The 19,660-nt window shown below is 67.4% G+C and carries 16 protein-coding genes and 1 pseudogene; 8 read left to right on the top strand and 9 right to left on the bottom strand.

Annotation, left to right across the window (positions count from 1 at the left end):
* Nucleotides 1–165: 165 nt before the first annotated feature.
* From AC6CID_RS23770 to AC6CID_RS23750, 5 genes and pseudogenes are all read right to left on the bottom strand, one after another.
* On the bottom strand, nucleotides 166–1,323 hold the full coding sequence (locus AC6CID_RS23770) for a helix-turn-helix transcriptional regulator (protein WP_498354588.1): 1,158 nt from the start codon (nucleotides 1,321–1,323) through the stop codon (nucleotides 166–168).
* 148 nt (nucleotides 1,324–1,471) lie between these two features.
* Nucleotides 1,472–1,627, bottom strand: a pseudogene (locus tag AC6CID_RS23765) (3-hydroxybenzoate 6-hydroxylase); the annotation flags it as partial.
* Between the two features lie 139 nt (nucleotides 1,628–1,766).
* Nucleotides 1,767–2,147 carry an excalibur calcium-binding domain-containing protein gene (locus AC6CID_RS23760; RefSeq protein WP_120281937.1) on the bottom strand — a complete coding sequence of 127 codons (381 nt, stop codon included), beginning with the start codon at nucleotides 2,145–2,147 and terminating at the stop codon, nucleotides 1,767–1,769.
* A gap of 217 nt (nucleotides 2,148–2,364) precedes the next feature.
* Nucleotides 2,365–4,248 (bottom strand): 3-oxoacyl-ACP synthase III family protein, encoded by a 1,884-nt coding sequence (locus AC6CID_RS23755; protein WP_064060112.1) that lies wholly within the window; start codon nucleotides 4,246–4,248, stop codon nucleotides 2,365–2,367.
* A 46-nt stretch (nucleotides 4,249–4,294) separates the two neighbouring features.
* Nucleotides 4,295–5,128: a 3-oxoacyl-ACP reductase family protein gene (locus AC6CID_RS23750; protein WP_498354587.1), complete on the bottom strand. Its 834-nt coding sequence runs from the start codon at nucleotides 5,126–5,128 to the stop codon at nucleotides 4,295–4,297.
* 672 nt (nucleotides 5,129–5,800) lie between these two features.
* Between AC6CID_RS23750 and AC6CID_RS23745 the strand changes: the two genes are divergently transcribed.
* Both AC6CID_RS23745 and AC6CID_RS23740 read left to right on the top strand, forming a co-directional pair.
* Complete coding sequence (locus AC6CID_RS23745) at nucleotides 5,801–6,580, top strand: alpha/beta fold hydrolase (RefSeq protein WP_033097343.1); 780 nt, start codon at nucleotides 5,801–5,803, stop codon at nucleotides 6,578–6,580.
* A 97-nt stretch (nucleotides 6,581–6,677) separates the two neighbouring features.
* Entirely contained in the window at nucleotides 6,678–7,058 is a 381-nt protein-coding gene (locus AC6CID_RS23740; protein ID WP_498354586.1) for a hypothetical protein, read from the top strand.
* A 73-nt stretch (nucleotides 7,059–7,131) separates the two neighbouring features.
* On the opposite strand, the gene AC6CID_RS23735 is transcribed toward AC6CID_RS23740, so the two are convergent.
* Nucleotides 7,132–12,609, bottom strand: coding sequence for an ATP-binding protein (locus AC6CID_RS23735; RefSeq protein ID WP_064060109.1), 5,478 nt, complete (start codon nucleotides 12,607–12,609; stop codon nucleotides 7,132–7,134).
* A 793-nt stretch (nucleotides 12,610–13,402) separates the two neighbouring features.
* Between AC6CID_RS23735 and AC6CID_RS23730 the strand changes: the two genes are divergently transcribed.
* The 6 genes from AC6CID_RS23730 (at nucleotide 13,403) to AC6CID_RS23705 (ending at nucleotide 18,727) form a co-directional block, all read left to right on the top strand.
* Nucleotides 13,403–14,605 (top strand): hypothetical protein, encoded by a 1,203-nt coding sequence (locus AC6CID_RS23730; RefSeq protein WP_498354585.1) that lies wholly within the window; start codon nucleotides 13,403–13,405, stop codon nucleotides 14,603–14,605.
* Between the two features lie 152 nt (nucleotides 14,606–14,757).
* The gene (locus tag AC6CID_RS23725) at nucleotides 14,758–15,216 is read left to right on the top strand and encodes a hypothetical protein (RefSeq protein ID WP_231780921.1); all 459 of its coding nucleotides are present in this window, start codon (nucleotides 14,758–14,760) and stop codon (nucleotides 15,214–15,216) included.
* Nucleotides 15,217–15,311: 95 nt separating this feature from the next.
* Entirely contained in the window at nucleotides 15,312–16,169 is an 858-nt protein-coding gene (locus tag AC6CID_RS23720) for a ParA family protein (RefSeq protein ID WP_498354584.1), read from the top strand.
* Nucleotides 16,166–16,678, top strand: a complete 513-nt coding sequence (locus AC6CID_RS23715; RefSeq protein ID WP_006553962.1) for a hypothetical protein — start codon at nucleotides 16,166–16,168, stop codon at nucleotides 16,676–16,678. The genes AC6CID_RS23720 and AC6CID_RS23715 overlap by 4 nt, the downstream gene beginning before the upstream one ends.
* 145 nt (nucleotides 16,679–16,823) lie before the next feature.
* Nucleotides 16,824–17,549, top strand: a complete 726-nt coding sequence (locus AC6CID_RS23710) for a hypothetical protein (RefSeq protein ID WP_033097347.1) — start codon at nucleotides 16,824–16,826, stop codon at nucleotides 17,547–17,549.
* Nucleotides 17,550–17,743: 194 nt separating this feature from the next.
* Nucleotides 17,744–18,727 carry a TauD/TfdA dioxygenase family protein gene (locus tag AC6CID_RS23705; protein ID WP_498354583.1) on the top strand — a complete coding sequence of 328 codons (984 nt, stop codon included), beginning with the start codon at nucleotides 17,744–17,746 and terminating at the stop codon, nucleotides 18,725–18,727.
* Between the two features lie 105 nt (nucleotides 18,728–18,832).
* Here the strand turns inward: AC6CID_RS23705 and AC6CID_RS23700 are convergent, their stop codons facing one another.
* From AC6CID_RS23700 to AC6CID_RS23690, 3 genes are read right to left on the bottom strand one after another with little or no spacing between them, the layout of a single operon-like run.
* The gene (locus AC6CID_RS23700) at nucleotides 18,833–18,991 is read right to left on the bottom strand and encodes an acyl-CoA synthetase (RefSeq protein ID WP_498354589.1); all 159 of its coding nucleotides are present in this window, start codon (nucleotides 18,989–18,991) and stop codon (nucleotides 18,833–18,835) included.
* Entirely contained in the window at nucleotides 18,919–19,185 is a 267-nt protein-coding gene (locus AC6CID_RS23695; RefSeq protein WP_230810126.1) for an AMP-binding protein, read from the bottom strand. Before AC6CID_RS23695 ends, AC6CID_RS23700 begins: the two co-directional genes overlap by 73 nt.
* Nucleotides 19,179–19,508 carry a hypothetical protein gene (locus AC6CID_RS23690; RefSeq protein WP_064060106.1) on the bottom strand — a complete coding sequence of 110 codons (330 nt, stop codon included), beginning with the start codon at nucleotides 19,506–19,508 and terminating at the stop codon, nucleotides 19,179–19,181. The genes AC6CID_RS23695 and AC6CID_RS23690 overlap by 7 nt, the downstream gene beginning before the upstream one ends.
* Between the last annotated feature and the right edge of the window lie 152 nt (nucleotides 19,509–19,660).

Genomic DNA, 19,660 nt, shown 5'->3' with positions numbered 1-19,660 from the left:
GTAGCCGCAGAAGACGAGGCCGGCATCCTCTGCGACCTTCCGTTGCGATTCGTGACGGAGAACCCGAACGTGATGTCCGCGGCGGTGCAACTCGCATCCGAGCGCTGCTTCGGGCGGGTAGTTCCCGCCGCCCTCCAGGGTCACGATCAGGATGCGTGCCACGGTTCACCTCTTCCGATGTGCACCGACCGGGACGTTCGTCGGCGCCGGCTTCTCGACGAACCACCCGTCCGGCCCGATCTCCGTACCGACCCGGGGGAGGCAGTGCGTGAAGAACAGTCGTGCGACGAGTTCCTGGCGACTGTTCACACCCGTCTTCGCATAGATGCTCTTCAAGTGGTCCTGTGCGGTGTACGGACTGATGAACAGTCCACGTGCGATCTCGGTGCGTGTCTCGCCCGCGAGAACGCGGGCGAGGACATCGGTCTCCCGTTCGGTGAGACCGTGAAGGGCAGCGGTCAGAGCCACGAGCTGACCGGGCTGCGCCGGTTCGATCGCGACGACGATCCGGGCCGATTCTCCTCGGCCGTCGAGCAACCCGGCCCGCAGGACGAGCCACTGACCGTCCTCCGTACGGGCACGGACGACGCGCGCGGCAGCCCCCTCGTAGCGGAAGCGGACGGCGACGACCACCGCGGGGAGCATGAAGGAACCTTCGGCACCGAGTCGCTCGAGATACTCCACCGCCTGGGGAGTGGCCGATTCGATCTCGTTGTCCGCGCCCACGACCACGACTGCGGGACCGGAACCGCCGGGCGATGCGTCCGCCGCGAGTCGAGGGGATTCGCGGAGCAACGACAACCGCAGTCCGTCGCTGATCTCGCCCACGCATCCCGCGAGTGCCGCCACGTCGTCGGCGTCGAAGCGTCGGCCGGGGCCGCGCATGAGAGTGCCGCCGCCCCAGACGCGCCCGTCACGGCCTCGGAAGACGAGGCGCACCTCGTCGTCCATCCCCTGCGGTTCGAGGATCTCGCTGTAGGGCAGGGAATCGCGGATGTCGCAGTCGAGCGCCTCGCGGATCGTCTGGACACCGGTGCGCGTCCGGGCGAGCCTGCGGTAGGTGTTCGCGAAACGCGACGTGCCGTACTCGATGTGCGCCACCGTCTCCGCGGCACGTCCGGCCGGGGCGTCGGCGTCGAGCATGGTCACGGACGTGAACAACATGCTCGCCGGATCGACGAGAGCGATACATCCGATGTCGTAGCGGATGCGCCGCCGGATCGTGTCGAGGACGGCGTGCCGGAACTCGACCGGGTCGGCGGTTCCGAGTGCGATGTCCCGAACCTCGCTGCGGAGCGCCGACGCCTGCCGTGACGCGGTCATGCTCCCAGTATGTGCTGGTCACCGCCGCTTCGGCACCCTTCGGTGCAGGACGAACGACGCATATACGGCGAATACCGTCCCCGATCGGTGGATCGGGGACGGCATTGTCCGGAACGGGACGAATTCCTCTGCGGCGCTGTGTGAGTGCTCAGCGGTTGCGATCGGAGCTGTAGCCCCAGAGCCAGTCCGTGTACTTGTAGCTCGAGGTGTCGCGGGTGCGGAACAGTTCGTTGCGGGCCTCGCGGCCGGCACCGTCGAGGTGCCACAGGTCGCCCCACATGCGTCCGGTGGTGAGGATGCGGTCGGTCGCGGAGCCGTCGGCGTCACCGGCGGAGAACTCACGCCGCCGCGCTGGCTCTGAGGTTTCCGCACGTACGAACGACGAAGGCTCTTCCATCCCGGAGAGGATGGAAGAGCCTTCGCTCTTTTACGGGACGGACCGATCAGCGCGGATCGCGCTCGCAGCCGATCCCGTCGTTGTCGCGGTCGAGACGCGGAGCGTATCCGGGGTCGTTGCGGTGGACCGGAGCAGCGCCCGCATTCCATGCCTCGGTGCAGTTCTCGAACCCACCGCTCGGTGCGGCCGGAGCCTGACGGGCCGGGGGTGCCGGCGCGACCTGCGGAGCCGCCTGGGGTGCCGGCGGGGCAGGGGGAGCCGGAGGTGCCGGCGGCGGAGCGAACGGATTGAACGATCCGCTCGGAACGAGATCGGCGATGCCCTTCGGGAGCAGGTCCACGAGAGGGAAGGCGGTGGCGGTCGACGGTGCGGCGACCGTCAGAGCCACACACCCCAGCGTCGCAGCGACGATGCGGCGGAACTTCATGCGCGAGGCCTTTCTGTACTTCGTCCGGATCCGATTTGCCGGATCCGATCGAAATGTCGGCCTGGGCGTCGCGGGTGTTACGTCGCCCGCTCGCAGACGACGATCGGCCCGCTCGCGACCGGATGTCGCGAACGGGCCGATGTACTCCGGGCCTGCCGGGGGACGGCCCGGATGCCTGTCGTACGCCGGGATCAGCCGGCGTGTGTCATCTGCCGGCTCAGCCGGCGGCAGTCTCCTCGAACGGCACGACCACCTTCGGGTCGATCCGCATGACGGTGTACCCCGCCACCGCTCCGGCACCGAAGCCGGGAGCGAAGATGCGCACCGGTTCGGTGATGACCCCGTCGCGGACCGCGTCGTGGATCGCGAGCGGGATGCTCGCCGACGACGTGTTGCCGACCTTCTCGATGTTGAAGTACAACCGGTCGGCCGAGAGTCCGGCGTTCGCGGCGAGCTCGATGACCATCGTCTTGTTCGCCTGATGGGGAACGATGAGATCGATGTCGTCGAGCAGCGAACGCTCGGCGTCGTCGGGAGACGGGAGGGCCTTGATCTCGTCGAGCATCTGCGCCAGATAACGACCGGCGAGCGTCTTCACCTCGGGTCCGTAGACCGTGATGAAGTTGTCGAAGTCCGGGTTCGGCCAGATGATCGAGTTGACCTCGCTCGTCGGGCCGCTCGCGTAGCTGTTGAAGAACTCGAGATCGGGTGCCTCGCCCTCGGCGGCCGGAGAGATGACCATCGCCGCGGCGCCGTCACCGAAGATCATCCGGGACGGCCGGACGGTGCCGATCTTGTCCGAGAACTTCTCGACGCACACCACGAGGACGGGGCGCTTGACCTGCTGCAGGATGCGGGTCGCCTCGGCCAGGCCGTAGGGCATTCCCGCGCACGCCGCGATCAGGTCGAACGAGGCATGGGTCTGCCCGATGCCCAGTTCGCCCGAGATCCACGTGGCCAGCGACGGGATCAGCCGACCGCTCGTGCACGTGCAGGTGATGACCGCGCCGATGTCCTGCGGGCCGACTCCGGCGTAGGTGATCGCCTGCTTCGCCGCCGTCAGGGCCAGGTCCTCGAAGGTTCCCGAGGTGTACCGGCGCTGCTCGATCCCGGTCTTGGCCGTGATCTCGTCGGCCGACATGGGCGACCAGTTGTAGGCGGTGTTACGGATCAGGTCCTCGTTGGTGCACACCTGGTCGCCGTGCGCGACCGCGATCGCATCGATGCGGGGTGCGATCGCGAACTCCGAGCGCACGTCGACGGCCGGGTAGGGCGCAGACGGTGCCACCGGTTCGTGCCGCGTGTACGAGGTGGCCTTACGGGTCTTGCCCGACATGACCCGGTTGATGAACCGCTGGACCTCGCGATTGCGCGGATGGGAGGCCACGACGTAGTCGTCGTCCTTCAGGTCCGCGACCCGGACGAGTTCGGTTTCGCTTCCGTCCCAGGGCTGCTGGTTGTGCAGAACCATCGACCAGCGGCTCAGTGCCTCGAGTTCGGCGACGTCCTCGTGACAGTCGAGGATCTCGTCGTATCCGAAGACGGGGTGGTTCGGATCGTAGTGGCGAACACGCAGGGTGATGTTCTCCGGATCGGAGATCAGCTGTGGCACGGTCGGTTTGACCGTGGGCAGGTCGCCGGCGAAGTGACGACGCGAACCGAAGACCGCGAAGAGTCGATCGAAGATGCGGTCCTCGGCGGCACTGTCCCATGCGCGGGGGAGAGCGCGGTAGGCCTCCTCGACCGCCCCCAGCCGCTCTTCGGCCTCGGGCCAGGGAGTCAGACGAGGCATGTAGACGTCGTCGCGGTTGCGGGGAACGTCGCCCCAGCGAATGACGCGCCGCTCGAACATCATCAGCGGGAATCGGTCGGCCCAGAAGACGTTCAGGGCCATGTCCCGCATGATCTCGAACTTCGAGGCGTACTTGCCCAGTTCGTGCCGGGAGAGGATCTCCGAGACCGTGGGTGCCTTGGTGTCGAAGTCGCGTCGGATGACGGCGTCGAGGTGGTCGACGCTGCTCAGCGTGGAGAAGTCGAGTTCGGGAACGAAATTGGAGGGGAAGACAATTCGGCCGTGCCGATTGAGCTCGAATGGCTGCATGTGCGAGGGGACCGTTCGATTCGAAGTAGTGGGTGGGGAGACCGGATCACATGTCCAGGCCGCCGTTGACGCCCCATACCTGACCGGTGATGTACGAGGAGGCGTCCGCGGCGAGGAAGTGCACGACCCGGGCGATCTCCTGCGGGTCGGCCAGTCGTTTCACGGGGATGGTGTCGGTGATGCGTGCGAGAACCTTCTCGGGGATGGCCTCGACCATCTCGGTGGCGACGAAGCCCGGGGTGACGGTGTTGACGGTGACGCCGATGCCGTTCGGGTCCAGCTTGTCGTTCTTGGCCAGGTAGAAGGCCGCTTCCTTGGCGAGGGTCTTGGTGAGACCGAACAGGCCGGCCTTCGATGCCGCGTAGTTGGCCTGGCCGATGTTGCCGGTCTCGCCGATGACGGAGGAGACGTTGACGATGCGTCCGGTGCCACGCTCGAGCATGTGGCGCAGTGCGGCCTGCGCCAGGTAGAACGCACCCGAGAGGTTCACGCCGATGACGGTGTCCCAGTCCTCGTCCTGCATCTTCAGCACCGTGCGGTCGATGGTGATGCCGGCGTTGTTGACCAGGATGTCGAGACGGCCGTGCGTTTCGATGACCTCGTCGATGGTGCGTCGGCAGTCGTCGGCGTTCGCGACGTCACCGCGGTGCACGGAGTAACGGACGTCCTTGCGGCCCGTCTCGTTCAGGTCTGCGAGGAACTGATCCGCCTGAGCCGTGTTGCGTCCGTAGCCTGCGGCGACGGCGGCGCCCTGGCTCGCCAGGCTGCGGCTGATCGCCGCACCGATGCCGCGTGTGCCGCCGGTGACGAAGGCGACGCGTCCGCGGAGTTTGTTTCCGCCGGCAGCGATCTGCGAGCTGGGTTCGATGGTGCTGGTCATGCTGATCTCCTCGCTGTGCGAGGGGGCGACGGGCGCGGCTGTTCGCCGACGTCGCACAAACGCCCCCTGCGCGTTGATTTCTCTGTGGAGGAGCACGTTTCGAATCCCCCTGACTCGAACGCGTGTCCCCCGAAACGAGCCTTCATTGGCTCATAACTCCCTGCGGCACCAATCATGCACCACCTCGATGATGTTGTCACCAGAAACAATTCGAGTCTCGAATGTCGTCAATTTGTCCAAATAGTTCGAGAAGTATTGGAGCACAATCATATTCGACGAATATTCGGGGTTACCCCACGGTACGAACATGCTGAATGTTCGTATCCATCCGGACGTACAGCCTGCACGAATCGGACTGCTCCAGAATGGCACAACGTGCTACCGGGGAGTCAGGTACAACCGTGTGCACATGGCGTGGACGCGAACGTGTTTCGCGCACGGTCCCGAAAGTAATTGCAGATGAAGGGATTCGGGGTCGATTTCCTACCGTGGGCGGTCGCTTGACGCCTGTCGGGGAGAGGCGCACTCCGTGCCGCCGAAGCTCGACCAAGACGAGCTCGTTGGTATTCCCCGTTCGAAAACGCGCCACACCTGGCGTCGGTGTGATTCTCGACACTACAGAGGGTCGTTGTGGCGAAGCACAGGTCTTTCCGGCGATGAGAGGATGGCCCCGTGAGCAACACTCGTCTTGTCGAAACACCGGTGGCCGAACTCGAGGTACGTCTCGACGGGGAAGGGCCGGCAGTCGTCCTGCTGCCCTCCCTCGGGCGCGACTCCTACGAATTCGATCCGATCGCGAGCGACCTCGCCGCAGCGGGATTCACCGCTCTGCGACCGCAACCCCGGGGTATCGGCAGCAGCCGCGGACCCATGACCGGTCTCGACCTGCACGATCTCGCGGGCGACGTCGCCGCCGTCATCGAGCATTTCGACGCCGCACCCGCTGTTGTGGCCGGTCATGCGTTTGGGCACTACGTGGCCCGGGTACTCGCCGCCGACCGGCCCGAACTCGTCCGGGGGGTCGCCGTGCTCGCCGCCGGGGCCCGCCGGTTTCCGGCTTCGCTGACCGAGCGTGTCGCCAAGTGCTCCGACCTCTCGCTTCCCGACCACGAACGACTCGTGCACCTGCGCGACGTCTTCTTCGCCGCAGGACACGATCCGGCGGTGTGGCTCGACGGGTGGTGGCCCGACGCGATCGTGTCGCAGCGGGCAGCGATGGCCGCGACCGACAAGGAATCGTGGTGGACGGTGGCGCCGTCACCTCTGCTCGACGTACAAGCAGGAGAGGACGTTTTCCGGCCCGCGGAGACCCGAGGTGAGCTCGTCGACGAGTTCGGGAGTGAACTCGTCTCCACGGCCGTCGTGCCGGCTTGCGGGCACGCCCTCGTCCCGGAGGCTCCTCACGAGGTAGCCAGGATCCTGGTCGAGTGGATCCGTACGCGTCTCGGATGAAGGTTTCGTCATCTTCGGCTCATCGACCCCTCATCGTCGTGCGCCAAAGTTACCGGTGACCAGGACGAACACCGAGTCGAGGAGAACGATCATGGCGATGAGCCGCACCGCATGGGCCGTGACCGCTGTAGCGGTCGCGATGACGGCCGGCACCGTCGGTTTCGTGTCGGCGAACCGAGGTGAGTCCGCTCCCTCCGAACCGTCGTCGTTCACCGTCGCCCGCGTGGTGGACGAGACGACGACCGGCGGCCCGGATGGAACTGTTCGGGCGGGCGTCGACCCGGCCCGGGATGCGGGGCCGGGTGACCTGCCCACCGACATCCCCTACATCGACGTCACGAGCTGCGACGCGTGGTTCGAGGACTGGGACGACACGGTGCCGGACCACGTCGAGGACTTCTACGACGAGTGGGACGACCGCTGTGACGATGTGCACGACGACCGGGACGACGACCGGGACGACGATCACGACGACTGACCCGCACGACGGCCCCACGACGACGAGACCCCACCGGAAGTGTTCCGGTGGGGTCTCGCTCTCGTTGCGTGGGTTACGCGAGCGTGCGTGCCATGCCGCGCTCGACGGCCGCGATGATCTGCGGCCGCAGCTCGACCGCCGGCACGATCGCGTCGACCGAGCCGACCTGCTGTGCGCGCTGGATGTTGTGGATCGCCTCGAACTCGGCTGCCACCTCACCGAGCTTCTCCGACCGCACCGCGGTGCGCAGAGCGGTGAGCTCGACGCCCAATCGTGCCTTGTCGCCGTCCTCGGCGGCCCGCAGCTGCGCCTCGAGTTCCACGACCCGCGGATCGCTCGCGGTGCGCTTGTTGACGTCGCGGGTGAAGACCACCGCAGCCGCCGGAGCGCCACCGAGCACCGAGGCGAACGAACCCTCCACGGCGAGGACTTCCATGTTCTCGTTCAGTGCGCCCGAGAACACCACGAAGGCACCACCGTGGTAGCGGGAGACCACGACGAACACGATCGGACCGTCGAAGTTGACGATGGCCCGGCCGATCTCGGCGCCGTACTCGAGCTGCAGGTTGCGCAGCGACTCGGGGGAGCCGTCGAAGCCCGACAGGTTGGCGAGCACCACGAGCGGACGGTTGCCGCTCGCCGCGTTGATCGCCCGTGCCGTCTTCTTCGACGACTTGGGGAACAGCGTGCCCGAGGTCCACTGGTCCGGTCCGTCGGCGGGGAACCAGCCCTTGCGCGGGATTGCGCGGGACTCGATGCCGATGACCGTCACCGGGTTTCCGCCCAGGTGCGCGTCGAACACGACCGAGGTGTCGGCGTCGGCCATGTCGGCCCACCGTTCGAGCACAGCGTGGTCCTGGTCGACCACCGAGCGCATCACCGTACGGATGTCGAACGGCTTCTTGCGATCCGGGTTGGTCTCGGACGAGAAGATGTCGCCCACGGTGGTGAAGTCGCTGGACGGATGCACGTGCGGGTACACGCACACGTTGCGGTCGACCGGGTCGGTGGACGCGGCCTTGCGCGGGAAGCGCTCGCCCGGCGCGACGTAGGCGTGGGCGTAGTGCGCGAACAGTGTCTCGATGGCGGCCCTGAGGTTGGGGGCCCAGTACTGCGCCTGACCGTTGGGGCCCATGACGCGGTCGTAGCCACCGATACCGAAGTTGTCCTCGGCGGAGACGCCACCCGAGTAATCGAGCGACTGCTTGCCGGTGAGCACCATGGCGCTGTCCGGGGTCATCACGAGGATGCCCTTGGTGTGCATGAGCATCGTCGCCTCGGCGTTCCAGTACGGCTGCGCGCCGACATTGATGCCGGTGACCACGACGTTGATCTCGCCGCCGTTCTGCGTGAATGTGATGATGCGACGCAGACCGCGCGACACCCAGTCCATGTTCTCGGTGCCCGAGTCCATGGAGATCGTCGCGCCGGACGACAGCGCGAACCACTCGACGGGAGCGTTCAGGCTCTCCGCCAGGTCGATCGCGGCGACCACACGGGAGCACTCGGCCTCCGCGACGGTGCCCAGCGCCTTGGTGGGATCACCGAACAGCGTGACGCGCTTCATGCCCTCGGGGTACCGCGGGGTCGGGGTGTCGACGACGCCGACGATCAGACCCGCGGTGTTGCGGCCGTAGGGGCGGTCGACGGGCACGAGGGTGCCCTGCTCGTCGAAGTCGTACTCGACGAAGGTGCCCTCGCCGCCGGTGAGCAGCGGGATCAGCTCGTACGGGTAGACGGTGCCGCGGGCACGGGACCGCTGGACCTTCTGGGTGTACTCGTCGAGCGGCTTCAGCGGCTCCTTCGGCGGCTCAGTGACCCGCACGATGACGCCCGCACCGGAGCGGTACGAGAAGCGCAGGGCGACCTCGCGTGCCGGCTCGTCCTGGCGATCACGCCACGACCCGATGACGGTGATCTCCTCGAGTCCGGCACCCACGGTCAGCGGCGCGGCGTTGCGGCCGATGCGGCGTAGGTCCTCCATGTCGAGATCGACGGCGGGCCACACGTAGAGCACCACGCGGTTCGCGTCGAGACGTCGCCCGCCGCGGTTGGCCTGGGCGCGTCGCATGCCGTCGAGCGAGCTCGCGAGAGCGCGTTCGAAGGCCGGCAGTCCGACGATGCGACCGGACTCGTCGCGCTGCGGCGTCAGGTCGCGCACCTCGGCGAGGGCGATGAACCGCTCATCGGACGGATTGTCCTGCGACACCAGGTGATACAGGTAGGTGTCCGGGTTGGCGGGCAGGCGGGTGCCGTCGAAGTTCTTCAGGCGCCACAGATCCAGACGCTGACCCGTGAGCGGGTGGATGTCGCGGATGTTGGTCTCCTCCGCGTATCCGGTCTCGTAGGGGCGGAAGGTGAACACGTGCTCTTCGGCCGTGTCGGTGTGGCAGACCGTCACGGTCACGCGACGGGCCACGCCGGTCACCGGGCGTGCGGCGAGTTCAGCGCGCAGCGCGTCGGCCTGGGCGTCGGCATCGGCCGGAGCGTCGTCCCACGCGAGGTACAGGTCGATCACGAGGTTCTTCGTGTCGGGAACCGAGGCCGCCGACTCCTCGACGGCGTCGAGCAGCGACGCGAACTCGGCCTGCGGGGCCTCGGCGGAGATCAGGTACAGGCGCGTGCCGCGCAGATCGAAGTTGCCGGTGACGAACTGGTGTCCGCCGACGGTGCACGAACGCACGTCCTCGAGGGTGCGGATCTTGTACGCCCGGCGAGCGATGACCTCGAGCAGCGGGCCCGGAACGGTCTCCGGACGCGTGATCTGCTGTGCGAGAAGGTCGATCAGCGGCTCGGGTGTGGCGACCAGCGAATCGATGCGCTGCGCGTAGTCCGTCGCCTGCGGATGCTCGGCGAGGTACGCGAGCGAACCGCGGACCCCGTCGTAGACCTGCTCGCGGGCCTTGCGGATCACCGGCTCCTCGAAGTAGCGGTACCGCAGGTTGCGGGCGGTGTCGCCGATGACCGGGAAGCGGACCTGGGTCGCGACGATCAGCCGGTCGAGGACTTCGTTGAGCTCGTGGGAGATCCCCACCTCGGTGTCGTCGCGCTCGACCCAGCGGTCGAGCAGCGAGGTGACCACGGGGACGTGGGCCTCGATGCGCTCGAGCGCGAGGAACAACCGGTAGACGGCCTCCTCGAGCTCCGGGGTGCGATCGAGTTCCAGGACGTCGTAGTGCCGCAGGGCACGGGCGAGACGCGCGCGGAAGCTGTCGGGCAGACCCCCGACCTCCACGTCGAGCGACTGCAGGTAGCCGTGGAAGAACTCGCGGGGGCTGTGGACCCGGTCGTCGCTGTTCTTCTCCTCCTCGGTCGGACGGTTGCGCGACAGTTCGCACACGTCCGCGAAGGTCGTCAGCAGCGAGAGCTCGGCGCGGACGAGCGCGCACGAGTCGACCGAGCCGGAGAGACGCTCGTACTCGGCGAGCAGTGCCGCGGTGCGCTCGGCGGACACGTCGTATCCGGTGACCAGAGCGGCGAGCGAGTCGAGGCGAGCGAGTGCGTCGGCGGCGACATCGTCGCTGAGCGAGGGCGCCGGTGCAGCGAACTCCACGCGCTCGACGGTCTCGGTGACGACCTCCTCGACGATCTGGTCGACCCGCAGAAGCGGGGCGCCCGCGTCGACCTGCGCGTTGACGACGGCGAGGATCTCGCGGACCTTGCCGGCGAAGGGAGCGCGGACCGCGGTCTCCATCTTCATTGACTCGAGCACGACGAGGGTCTGACCGGCCTCGACCTCGTCACCGACGGCGACGGGAACCGCGACGACCACGGCCGGGGCAGGGGTGCGCACCACGCCGGCCTCGTCCTGGCTGATCTGGTGGCTGATGCCGTCGACCTCGACGAGGAAGTGGGCCGGACCGGCGATCGACACCACGTTGTGGCGGCGTCCGCCGAGGGTCAGGCGCGACTCGTAGTCGCCGAGCCGCTCGACGTCGACGTCGAACTCGGCGGAACCGGTGTCGACCCGGTAGCGGTGCGGGCCGACCTGGCCGACGACGAGCTCGTAGGCCTGGCCCTGGTAGCTCAGCTCGATCTTGCGTCCGACGGCGTGTCCGGCACGCGGGCGACCGCCGCGGGCGGAGGCGAGGAAGGCGGAGCGCTCGTGGGCCTCGTCGGTGTCGTAGACATCGACGGCCGTCGCGATCAGAGCGACGTCGGCGACCTTGGACGGACCGGTCTCGGCGCCGGCGCCGGTGCGGTCGAGCCAGCCGGTGTCGGCGGAGGCGTCGATGACCTCGGGACGGTCGAGCAGGTCGAGCAGGAACGACTTGGTCGTCGTGCCGCCGTCGAGGACGACGGTGGTCTCGCGCAGAGCGGTGCGCAGGCGGGCGAGTGCCTCGTCGCGGTCGCGGCCCCACGCGATGATCTTGGCGACCATGGAGTCGTAGTCGGGCGGAATGACGTCGCCCTGGGCGATGCCGGTGTCGACACGCAGACCGGAGCCGAGCGGGAACTTGAGCAGCTGCACGGTGCCGGGAGCGGGTGCGAAGCCGTTGGCGGCGTCCTCGGCGTTCAGGCGGGCCTCGACGGCGTGCCCGAACTCGCCGGGGCACTCGCCGGGAAGCTTCTCGCCGGAGGCGACGAGGATCTGCAGCTTCACGAGGTCGATGCCGGTCGTGGCCTCGGTGATGGGGTGCTCGACCTGGAGACGCGTGTTGACCTCGAGGAAGGTGAAGATCTTCAGGTCGGGCTGGTAGAGGTACTCGACGGTGCCGGCACCGGCGTAGCCGGCGGCGCGGACGAGATCGGCCGAGACCGTGCGCAGGTGGTCGGACTGCTCCTTGGTGAGCAGCGGCGAGGCGGACTCCTCGATGACCTTCTGGTTCTTGCGCTGGATCGAGCAGTCGCGCACGCCCGGGGCCCAGACGTTGCCGTGCTTGTCGGCGATGACCTGGACCTCGACGTGGCGTGCGTCGGTGACGAGACGCTCGATGAACACGACGGGGTCACCGAAGGAACGCTCGGCCTCACCCTGGGTGCGCTCGAGGGCGAGCTCGAGCTCGTCTTCGGCGTAGACCTTGCGGATGCCACGGCCACCGCCGCCGGAGCGGGCCTTGATGATCAGCGGGTAGCCGATGGCCTGCGCGTGGCGGCGCGCGTCGGCGCGGGAATCGACCGGTCCACCGGACCACGGTGCGACGGGAACGCCGACCTTCTCGGCGAGGAGTTTCGCCTCGACCTTGTCGCCGAGCAGACGCATGGCGTCGGCGGAGGGACCGATGAAGGTGATCCCGAGGCGGGCGCACAGCTCGGCGAAGGCGGGGTCCTCGGCGACGAAGCCCCAGCCGACCCAGACGGCGTCGGCCTTCGCCTCGAGGAGCGCGCGCTCGAGTTCTGCATGATCGAGGTAGGGGGTCGCCGCCGTCGTCGACGGCCGGAGGGTCACTCCTTCGTCGGCCTGACGGACGAACATCGCCCGTCGCTCGGCATCGGTGTGCAGAGCGATCGTCTTGATGTCGTAGCCGTGCTCGGAGTTGAGCTCCCGGACTGCCCGGATGAGGCGTACGGCCGCCTCACCGCGATTGACCACTGCGATCCGCTTGAACATACTCGTTGCCACCGTTCTCCATGGTTTGTGCACGCATCGGGCGCGCGTCTCGAAGCTCCACCCCAATGAGGAAGTCAAACTAACCGGTCCTACCTTCCACGTCTCGTGTTGGCGACGCGAGCGGGAACATGTAGCGGTCGGCTCCTCGTGGTTGGCATGGGCATGCGTGTTCGTCGTCGATCCACCGGGCAACATCCGCGGTGTCCGAAGGACCGTTTCGAACAGGTCTCCGCAGCTACGGCCGTCGGTTGCGACGGTCACGTCCCCCTGGGCGAAGGCTCCGTTCGGATTACAGCATGGAGGAAACATGAGGGTTTGTCACGTTTTGCTTCCATGTGGGGCGATCGGCGGCGCCCTCGTGGCCGACTTCTCTCACAGGCATTCGCGCGCAGAGGATTTCGCTCGGGAACGGGTGTCGGGGAGGGGGTCTCCGGTCCCGGAGGCCGCCGGTACTGTGCAGTAACACCGATCGGTAACTTCCTGAGGGGTCAGGGACCCGTCGCCGGCGTCCTCTCGCTTCTGCTGGTACGCAACGGTTTTCGAGCGCCCCCGTCTCGGGCGCGATCCGGGATCGGGCAAATCGTTCGGAGCTACCTCGATAATGCTGTGACATCCGTCACGAAGGGCGAAAAGGTGAAGGTCTCAACCGAACCAGAGCGCGGCCGTGGACGTGTGGGATCGTGCCCGTCGAGCGCCCGGGACCGGGGCCGTTACCGGGCATTTCTCCGAGCCCGCGCGGAATCTGGAACAGTGGACGGTGCATGCCTGCGGACGAGCCGCGAGGAGGATCCCCGTGTCCGAAGCCGATCGACCCCACCTCCCGGGGCGCGACGACGCGCCCGGCCGGGACATCCCGTCGGTGGACCGGCGGACACGTATCGCCGGGCAGGTCCGCCGGTGGTGCGAGACCGGCAGTATCGAGGGCGGGCACGCTCCTCTGTCGGACGCCGCGGCGGTCGCACTGGCCGCCGGCTACCTCGACGAATCGGCACGTGCTGTGCTGGCGAACCGCCGGCGCGTCGGGCGCCGGTTGCCCACCCTCGACGGATTCGGTGAGCTGCGCCGCCTGTCCGACGAGCACGCCCGCCTCCGCACACGGATCGACGGCCTGCGTCCCGGCGCTGCGCGACTCGCACTCGAATACCGGGCCAATGAGCTCGGCAAACGCATCCGGGCGGCGCGACAGACCGTCGTGCACTCGCCGCTGCACTACGCCCAGGGCGTCCGCGCCGTGCGCCGCGACCGACGCGACGGGCTGCATCTCGAGATCGAACAACGCGAGGCGCTGTTCGCTGCACTGCGACGCACCCCGGCGCCCCTGCCCGTCACGCCCGTCGAGCAGGCCCGGGGAGTGGTGCTCGGTGTCGCCGTCGACCGCGTGGGTCGCTGGTCCGAACGCACCCCGCTGGCCGAGACGGGGCGTCGCGTCGCCGAACGGCTCGGACGCGAGGTGCCCTCCGGCGACGACCGCTTCGTCGACCGCTACGACACCCTGCTCTTCCTCGCCGGTTCCCTGTACGACCGCGTCGAGGCATCGGCGGCGTGGCGTTCGAAGTACTTCGAGGTTCAACGAGCCCAGCTCGATCTCGCCGAGGAGCTCACCCAGATCGCGGTGGACACCGTCGCCCTGCGCGACCTGCTCGACGAGTTGCAGTCCGCGATCCGATCGGCGCCCGAGGCGCGGTCCGGTCTCGAATCCCGGGTGGCAGCGCTCGAACCGGTATGGGACCAGATCCTTGCGCGCGTCACCGCGCTCGCGCGCATCGGCGACCTGCTCACGCGCGCGGAGGGCCATCTGCATCTCACACACATCGCGCAGCGGACCGCGAGTCTCGACCAGCGGATCGACGACCTGATCGGCAGATCGGGTGCGCGCGAGTTGTCCGCCGAGAACACCGATTTCGTCGGCGACCAGCTCGGCGCCGCAGCCGAACCGATGGTCGCGCTCCGCAGTGCTCTGTGGACGGACATCGCCGAGCTCACCGCAAAGGAGTAACTCGGAGTTACTGTCATCTGTCACATCGATTCGGCTGCGTTTCGGGTCGTATCCCCGAACTCGTGGAAAGTGACCGTCTTCACTGGTGTATTCGTCCGAACCGGTGGTAGCTTCCTCGCGTCCTATCGGGGGTCGATACACAGGGGGGTGCGGTGGCGTCGCGGTTCGTGCGTACGGGTTTCGCGCTGGCTGTCGCTGCGGTGCTGGGGGTTTCGGGTTGTTCGGGGGCGACGAGCGTGTCCGTCGTCGACGACCCGCAGCTCGAGGCCGAGTTCGAATCGGTGCTCGTCTCCGGACAGTCCCGCACGCTCGGGGAGGTCGCGGCCGCAGCGGGTGTCGAGTCGTGGGACCGGATGTACTACTTCCGCGTCCCGGTGCTGATGAGCGAACTCAACCGCGTGATGCACACCCCCGGAGTCACCTGGCGGAACATGCCGGGATCCGATGCCGAAGGGCTCATCGTCTTCGTCTCGGAGGGGCAGATCGTGCGCGCGGTCGCCGACCGCAAGCCGCCGCTGTACCTGAGCGGTTTCGCGACCTCCGATTCGTACGTCACGCCCGACGAACTCGCCGGCATGCCCCGTCTCGCGGTCGAGTCGAGGGGCCGATGATCCGGTAGCTGTCACCCGGCTGCCTCGTATGTCCACCTTCGGGTAGTTTTGCTCGCGATATCGAGTAATGAATTTCTTTCCCGAAGAGGTGTGGGGTGGCACGGGTAATCGCGACGATCAACCTGAAAGGTGGCGTCGGCAAGACCACGACGACGGCCGCTCTGGGCGAGTTCATGGCGGCGGAGTTCGGGCAGCGGGTGCTGATGATCGATCTCGACCCGCAGACCAACCTCACCACGATGATGGTGGGGGAGGAGCGCTGGCAGGAACTGAACGAACTCGGTCTGACCCTCGCGACTCTCTTCCGTAGGGCGATCACGCCCCACGCCGACGCGTTCGACATCGAGAAGGCCGTCCAGAAGAACGTCTCGCCCGTGCGAGCGGTCCGTGATCTCGACCTGCTCGCGTCGTCGCTGGATCTCATGGACATCCAGGAGGGGCTCACCCACCAGCAGTACGCCGATCCCGGCTCGCACCGTCCCGTCGAGGTGCTGCTCTCCGCTGTCCGGCCCATCGCCGACCGGTACGACTACATCCTGATCGACTGCCCGCCGAATCTCGGGATCCTCACCCTCAACGGATTGCGTCTCGCCGACGGCTATCTCATCCCGACGATTCCCGACATCCTGTCCACCTACGGAATTCCGCCGCTGCAGACGAAGATCCAGGAATTCGCGACACGGACCGGGCACACCGTGCGGGAGATCGGTCTCGTCATCACGAAGTACCGCAGTGCCTCGAATCTGCACCGCACGATCATCGAACAGCTCCAGCGCGACCCCCGGATTGCGAGCGTCGTTCCCGCCTGGGTGCCCGAGGCCAATCAGATCGCGGCGTCCGCCGAGTTCGTGCCCTACGGCACGCTCAAGCGAAAGTACGGCAACACCGGCCAGTACGACGCACTGCGAATCCTCACCGAGACGATCATGATGAATGCGCAGGTGTACCTGTGACGAATCCCGACCCCGATACCGACATGGCACAGGCGCGTCTGCGGGTGCGCATCGGCGAGGCGAGTTCGGCGTTGCTCCGTCTCGACGAGGCGGCACCCGGCACGGCCGGCGCGCTCGTCGCTCTCGTCCAGGTGATCGCCGATGAGGCGGCACGCACGCCGCGGTTCGCGAGGGCACTCGCGGGAGCGCTCTCGGTTACCGCGGACGCAAGCGCCCCGACCCCTGCTCCCGCTCCTGCAACGCGCCCGGCCGCGGCCCGAACGTCTGCGCGTCGCAGTCGTCGCGCACCCGGGGCCTTCGACCCGTTCGTGGTGTTCCGCGAGAGCGGCGAGGCGACTCTGCGGGAGAGGCTGTCGACCCTCGGGGTCGAACAACTCAAGGACATCATCGCCGAGCACGCCATGGACTACGACAAACTCGCGATGCGCTGGCGCACCCCGTCCAAACTTCAGGACCGCATCGTCGAACGGGTCAAGGCGCTCACCACGAAGGGTGATGCTTTCCGGTGATCGATCACATGCAGTTCTTCTTCTGCTCGTAGCCACGTATGGTCGCACCAGACCTCCGGTCTCGATGAGACCGCGCAGGACGTGGGCACATCGCGCGTCGATCCCGATTCACTGCTCGATGTGCGCACCGAGAAGAGGAGTCGATATGGGGGACATCGTTCGACAGGGAGTCGCGGCCTTCGTGGCCGAGGTTCTGGCGCGAGGCGGCCGGGCCGAGCCGATCCCTGGACAGCGGGACGTCCGCGTACAGGGCGCGGACGGATCCGAACGTGTGGTGCGGGTGTGCTCGACGGCGAGCGATCCGTGGCTCGCGCGACGCCGCGACGGAGTTCCCGCCGCCGACGGTGCGGGCGTGTCGTACTGGGTGTTCGTCGATCTCGCACCCGAGCTACCGGAGTTCTATGTGGTGGACGCGGACGACATCGAAGGGGGAATCGAGGAGGAGGTCGCGCTCTGGCTCGCCGACCGCCCCGGCCGGACACCGACCGGCAGTCACCCGATTCAGCGCAGCAATGTCGTTCACGGTCAAGACCATTGGGATCTGCTCGGTCTCGACGCGGTCAAGGATCCCGACCACGACGCGGCGCCGGTGCCGGCAGCGGCCGTCCGCGTAGCACGTCCGGCCACACCGGCGGTCGCCGAACCCGACACCGACGACGGACGGCTCGCGGTGGTCGCCGACATCGGGGGATACCGCGTGCAGGGGCGCGTCGATCCGGTGTCCGGGACGCTCGAGATCAACCGGGGACCGATGGAGGGGCGTCGCTTCCCCGACGCCGCGGCAGCCGCACAGGCGCTCGTCACCTTCTTCGACGACCACGAGACCGTCCCCGACGGCGACACCTTCTGGCGGAGCGAGATCCTCGAGTGAGAACGCACTCCCGATAGCGGCTTCGGCTCGTTTCGATCTCCCGTAAGCGAGCTCGGCTCGTTTCGATCTCCCGTAAGCGAGCTCGGCTCGTTTCGATCTCGCTGACCACAACCGTCGACTCTGCCGACGGATGGCGGTGAACTGAATCGGCGCAAGCGACAACGCCAGGTTCAGATCATCGAAGGAGAGATCGCATGACCATCACCGAACTCGATCGCGATACGACCACCGCCGAATCCGTCTACACCGCCGGGGGCATCGTCGTCACCAAGCTGGGGGAGCACATCGGTGCGCGGATCGACGGGGTGCGGTTGTCCGGCTCGTTGGCGTCCGAGACCGTCGAGGCCATCCGCTACGCACTCGCCGTGCACAAGGCGATCGTCTTCCGCGACCAGCATCACCTCGACGACGAGGAGCAGTGGGCCTTCGCCGGCCTGCTCGGCACGCAGACCCAGTCGCACCCCACGGTCCACTCGAAGGGTAAGCGGCTGTTGCCCATCGAGGGTGCTGCGAACAGCTGGCACACCGACGTCAGTTTCGTCGACCGCATTCCGAAGGCGTCGATCCTGCGGGCGGTGACCCTGCCGCCGTACGGCGGTGCGACGACGTGGGCCTCCACGACCGCGGCCTACGAGCAGTTGCCGGATGCGCTGAAGGCGCTCGTCGACAACCTGTGGGCCCTGCACACCAATCTCTACGACTACGCCGAGAAGCTCGACGCGGGCAGCTCCGATCCGGCGCTGACCGAGGAGCGACGCCGCTACCAGGACGAGTTCCGCCGCAACACCTACGAAACGATCCACCCGGTGGTGCGGGTCCATCCCGAGACGGGTGAGCGCACCCTGTTGCTCGGTCACTTCGTCAAGGAGTTCGTCGGTCTCAAGCCGTCGGAGACCGCCGCGCTGCTCCAGCTGCTGCAGAGTCGGATCACGAAGCTGGAGAACACGTTCCGCTGGTCGTGGGAGAGTGGCGACGTCGCGATCTGGGACAACCGCGCCACGCAGCACTACGGCATCGCCGACTTCGGCGACCACACCCGCCGCCTGCATCGCATCACCCTCGCCGGCGACATCCCCGTTGGCGTCGACGGCTCGCGCAGCAGGGTCGTGCAGGGCGACGCAAGCGAGTACTCGGTGGTCGAGGAGTCGGCGCGACTGCCCGGCTTCGACGGGCACTGACACAGCAGAGCGCGAAACGGTCATAGGAGCGCGAAACATCCCGCGCCGAAGACCGTTTCGCGCTCCTCAACGTCAGGCCACGACGTACTTCTCCTTCTCGCGGACTCACAGCACGCCGTCGCCCGCTGTGGGTCCTTCCTTCTCGAATTCCTCGGGTACGAGCGACGTCTCGTCGCGCAGCACGATCGCGGTCATGATAGGGGCGGCGGCGAGGTTCTCGCCGTCCACGCGCATCCAGTCGGCCGTGCGACCGGCGAGGTAGATCCAGCCGTCCGCGTCCTTGTAGGCCACCCGGTGAGGATCGCGTTGGAGTGGAACAACGGCATCGACAGGTAGATTACGTCGTCGCTCGTGATCGAGAACTGCGGGACGAGCGTGCTGCCCGAGAACAACACCATCATGTGGGCGAGCATCACCGGCTTCGGATCGTCGCTCGTCCCCGAGGTGAAGATCAACATGAACGGATGGTGGGCCCGACCTTCCGGTACGGCTCGAGCGGACAGGCCCCGTCGACGAGCGCCCGCCACTCGGGGCTCGCGACGTCGAAGACGGCGACGTCGCCGAGATCCAGGCCGTCCAGCAGAGGGGCGTGCTCGGCATCGGTCAGCAGGATCTGGCAGTCCGCACGCAGGATGTCGCGTGCCAGACCCTCACCGCGTCGGGTGTTGTTGAGGCCGACGAGCGGGAAGCCCGCGAGCCCGGCCCCGGCGATCGCGTGGACGACGGCCGCGGTGTTGTTCTCGAACAGGTCACGGAGTGCCTGCTGGACGGTCTCTGCCATGGCTACCTCGGATATATGGAGAACACGTTCTCTTCGCCGTACACGAGTCGTTCGGGTCGCTCGTCGTCGCGTCACAATTCGGTCCGCGAACCCGGTGCGCGTGTGAGGTGGAACGCCTACTCTGAGTTCACCTGCAGCATCGCGGGTGGTGA

This window comes from Rhodococcus sp. GQ147 (assembly GCF_059759155.1).
This window is presented reverse-complemented; position numbering and strand designations above follow the sequence as displayed.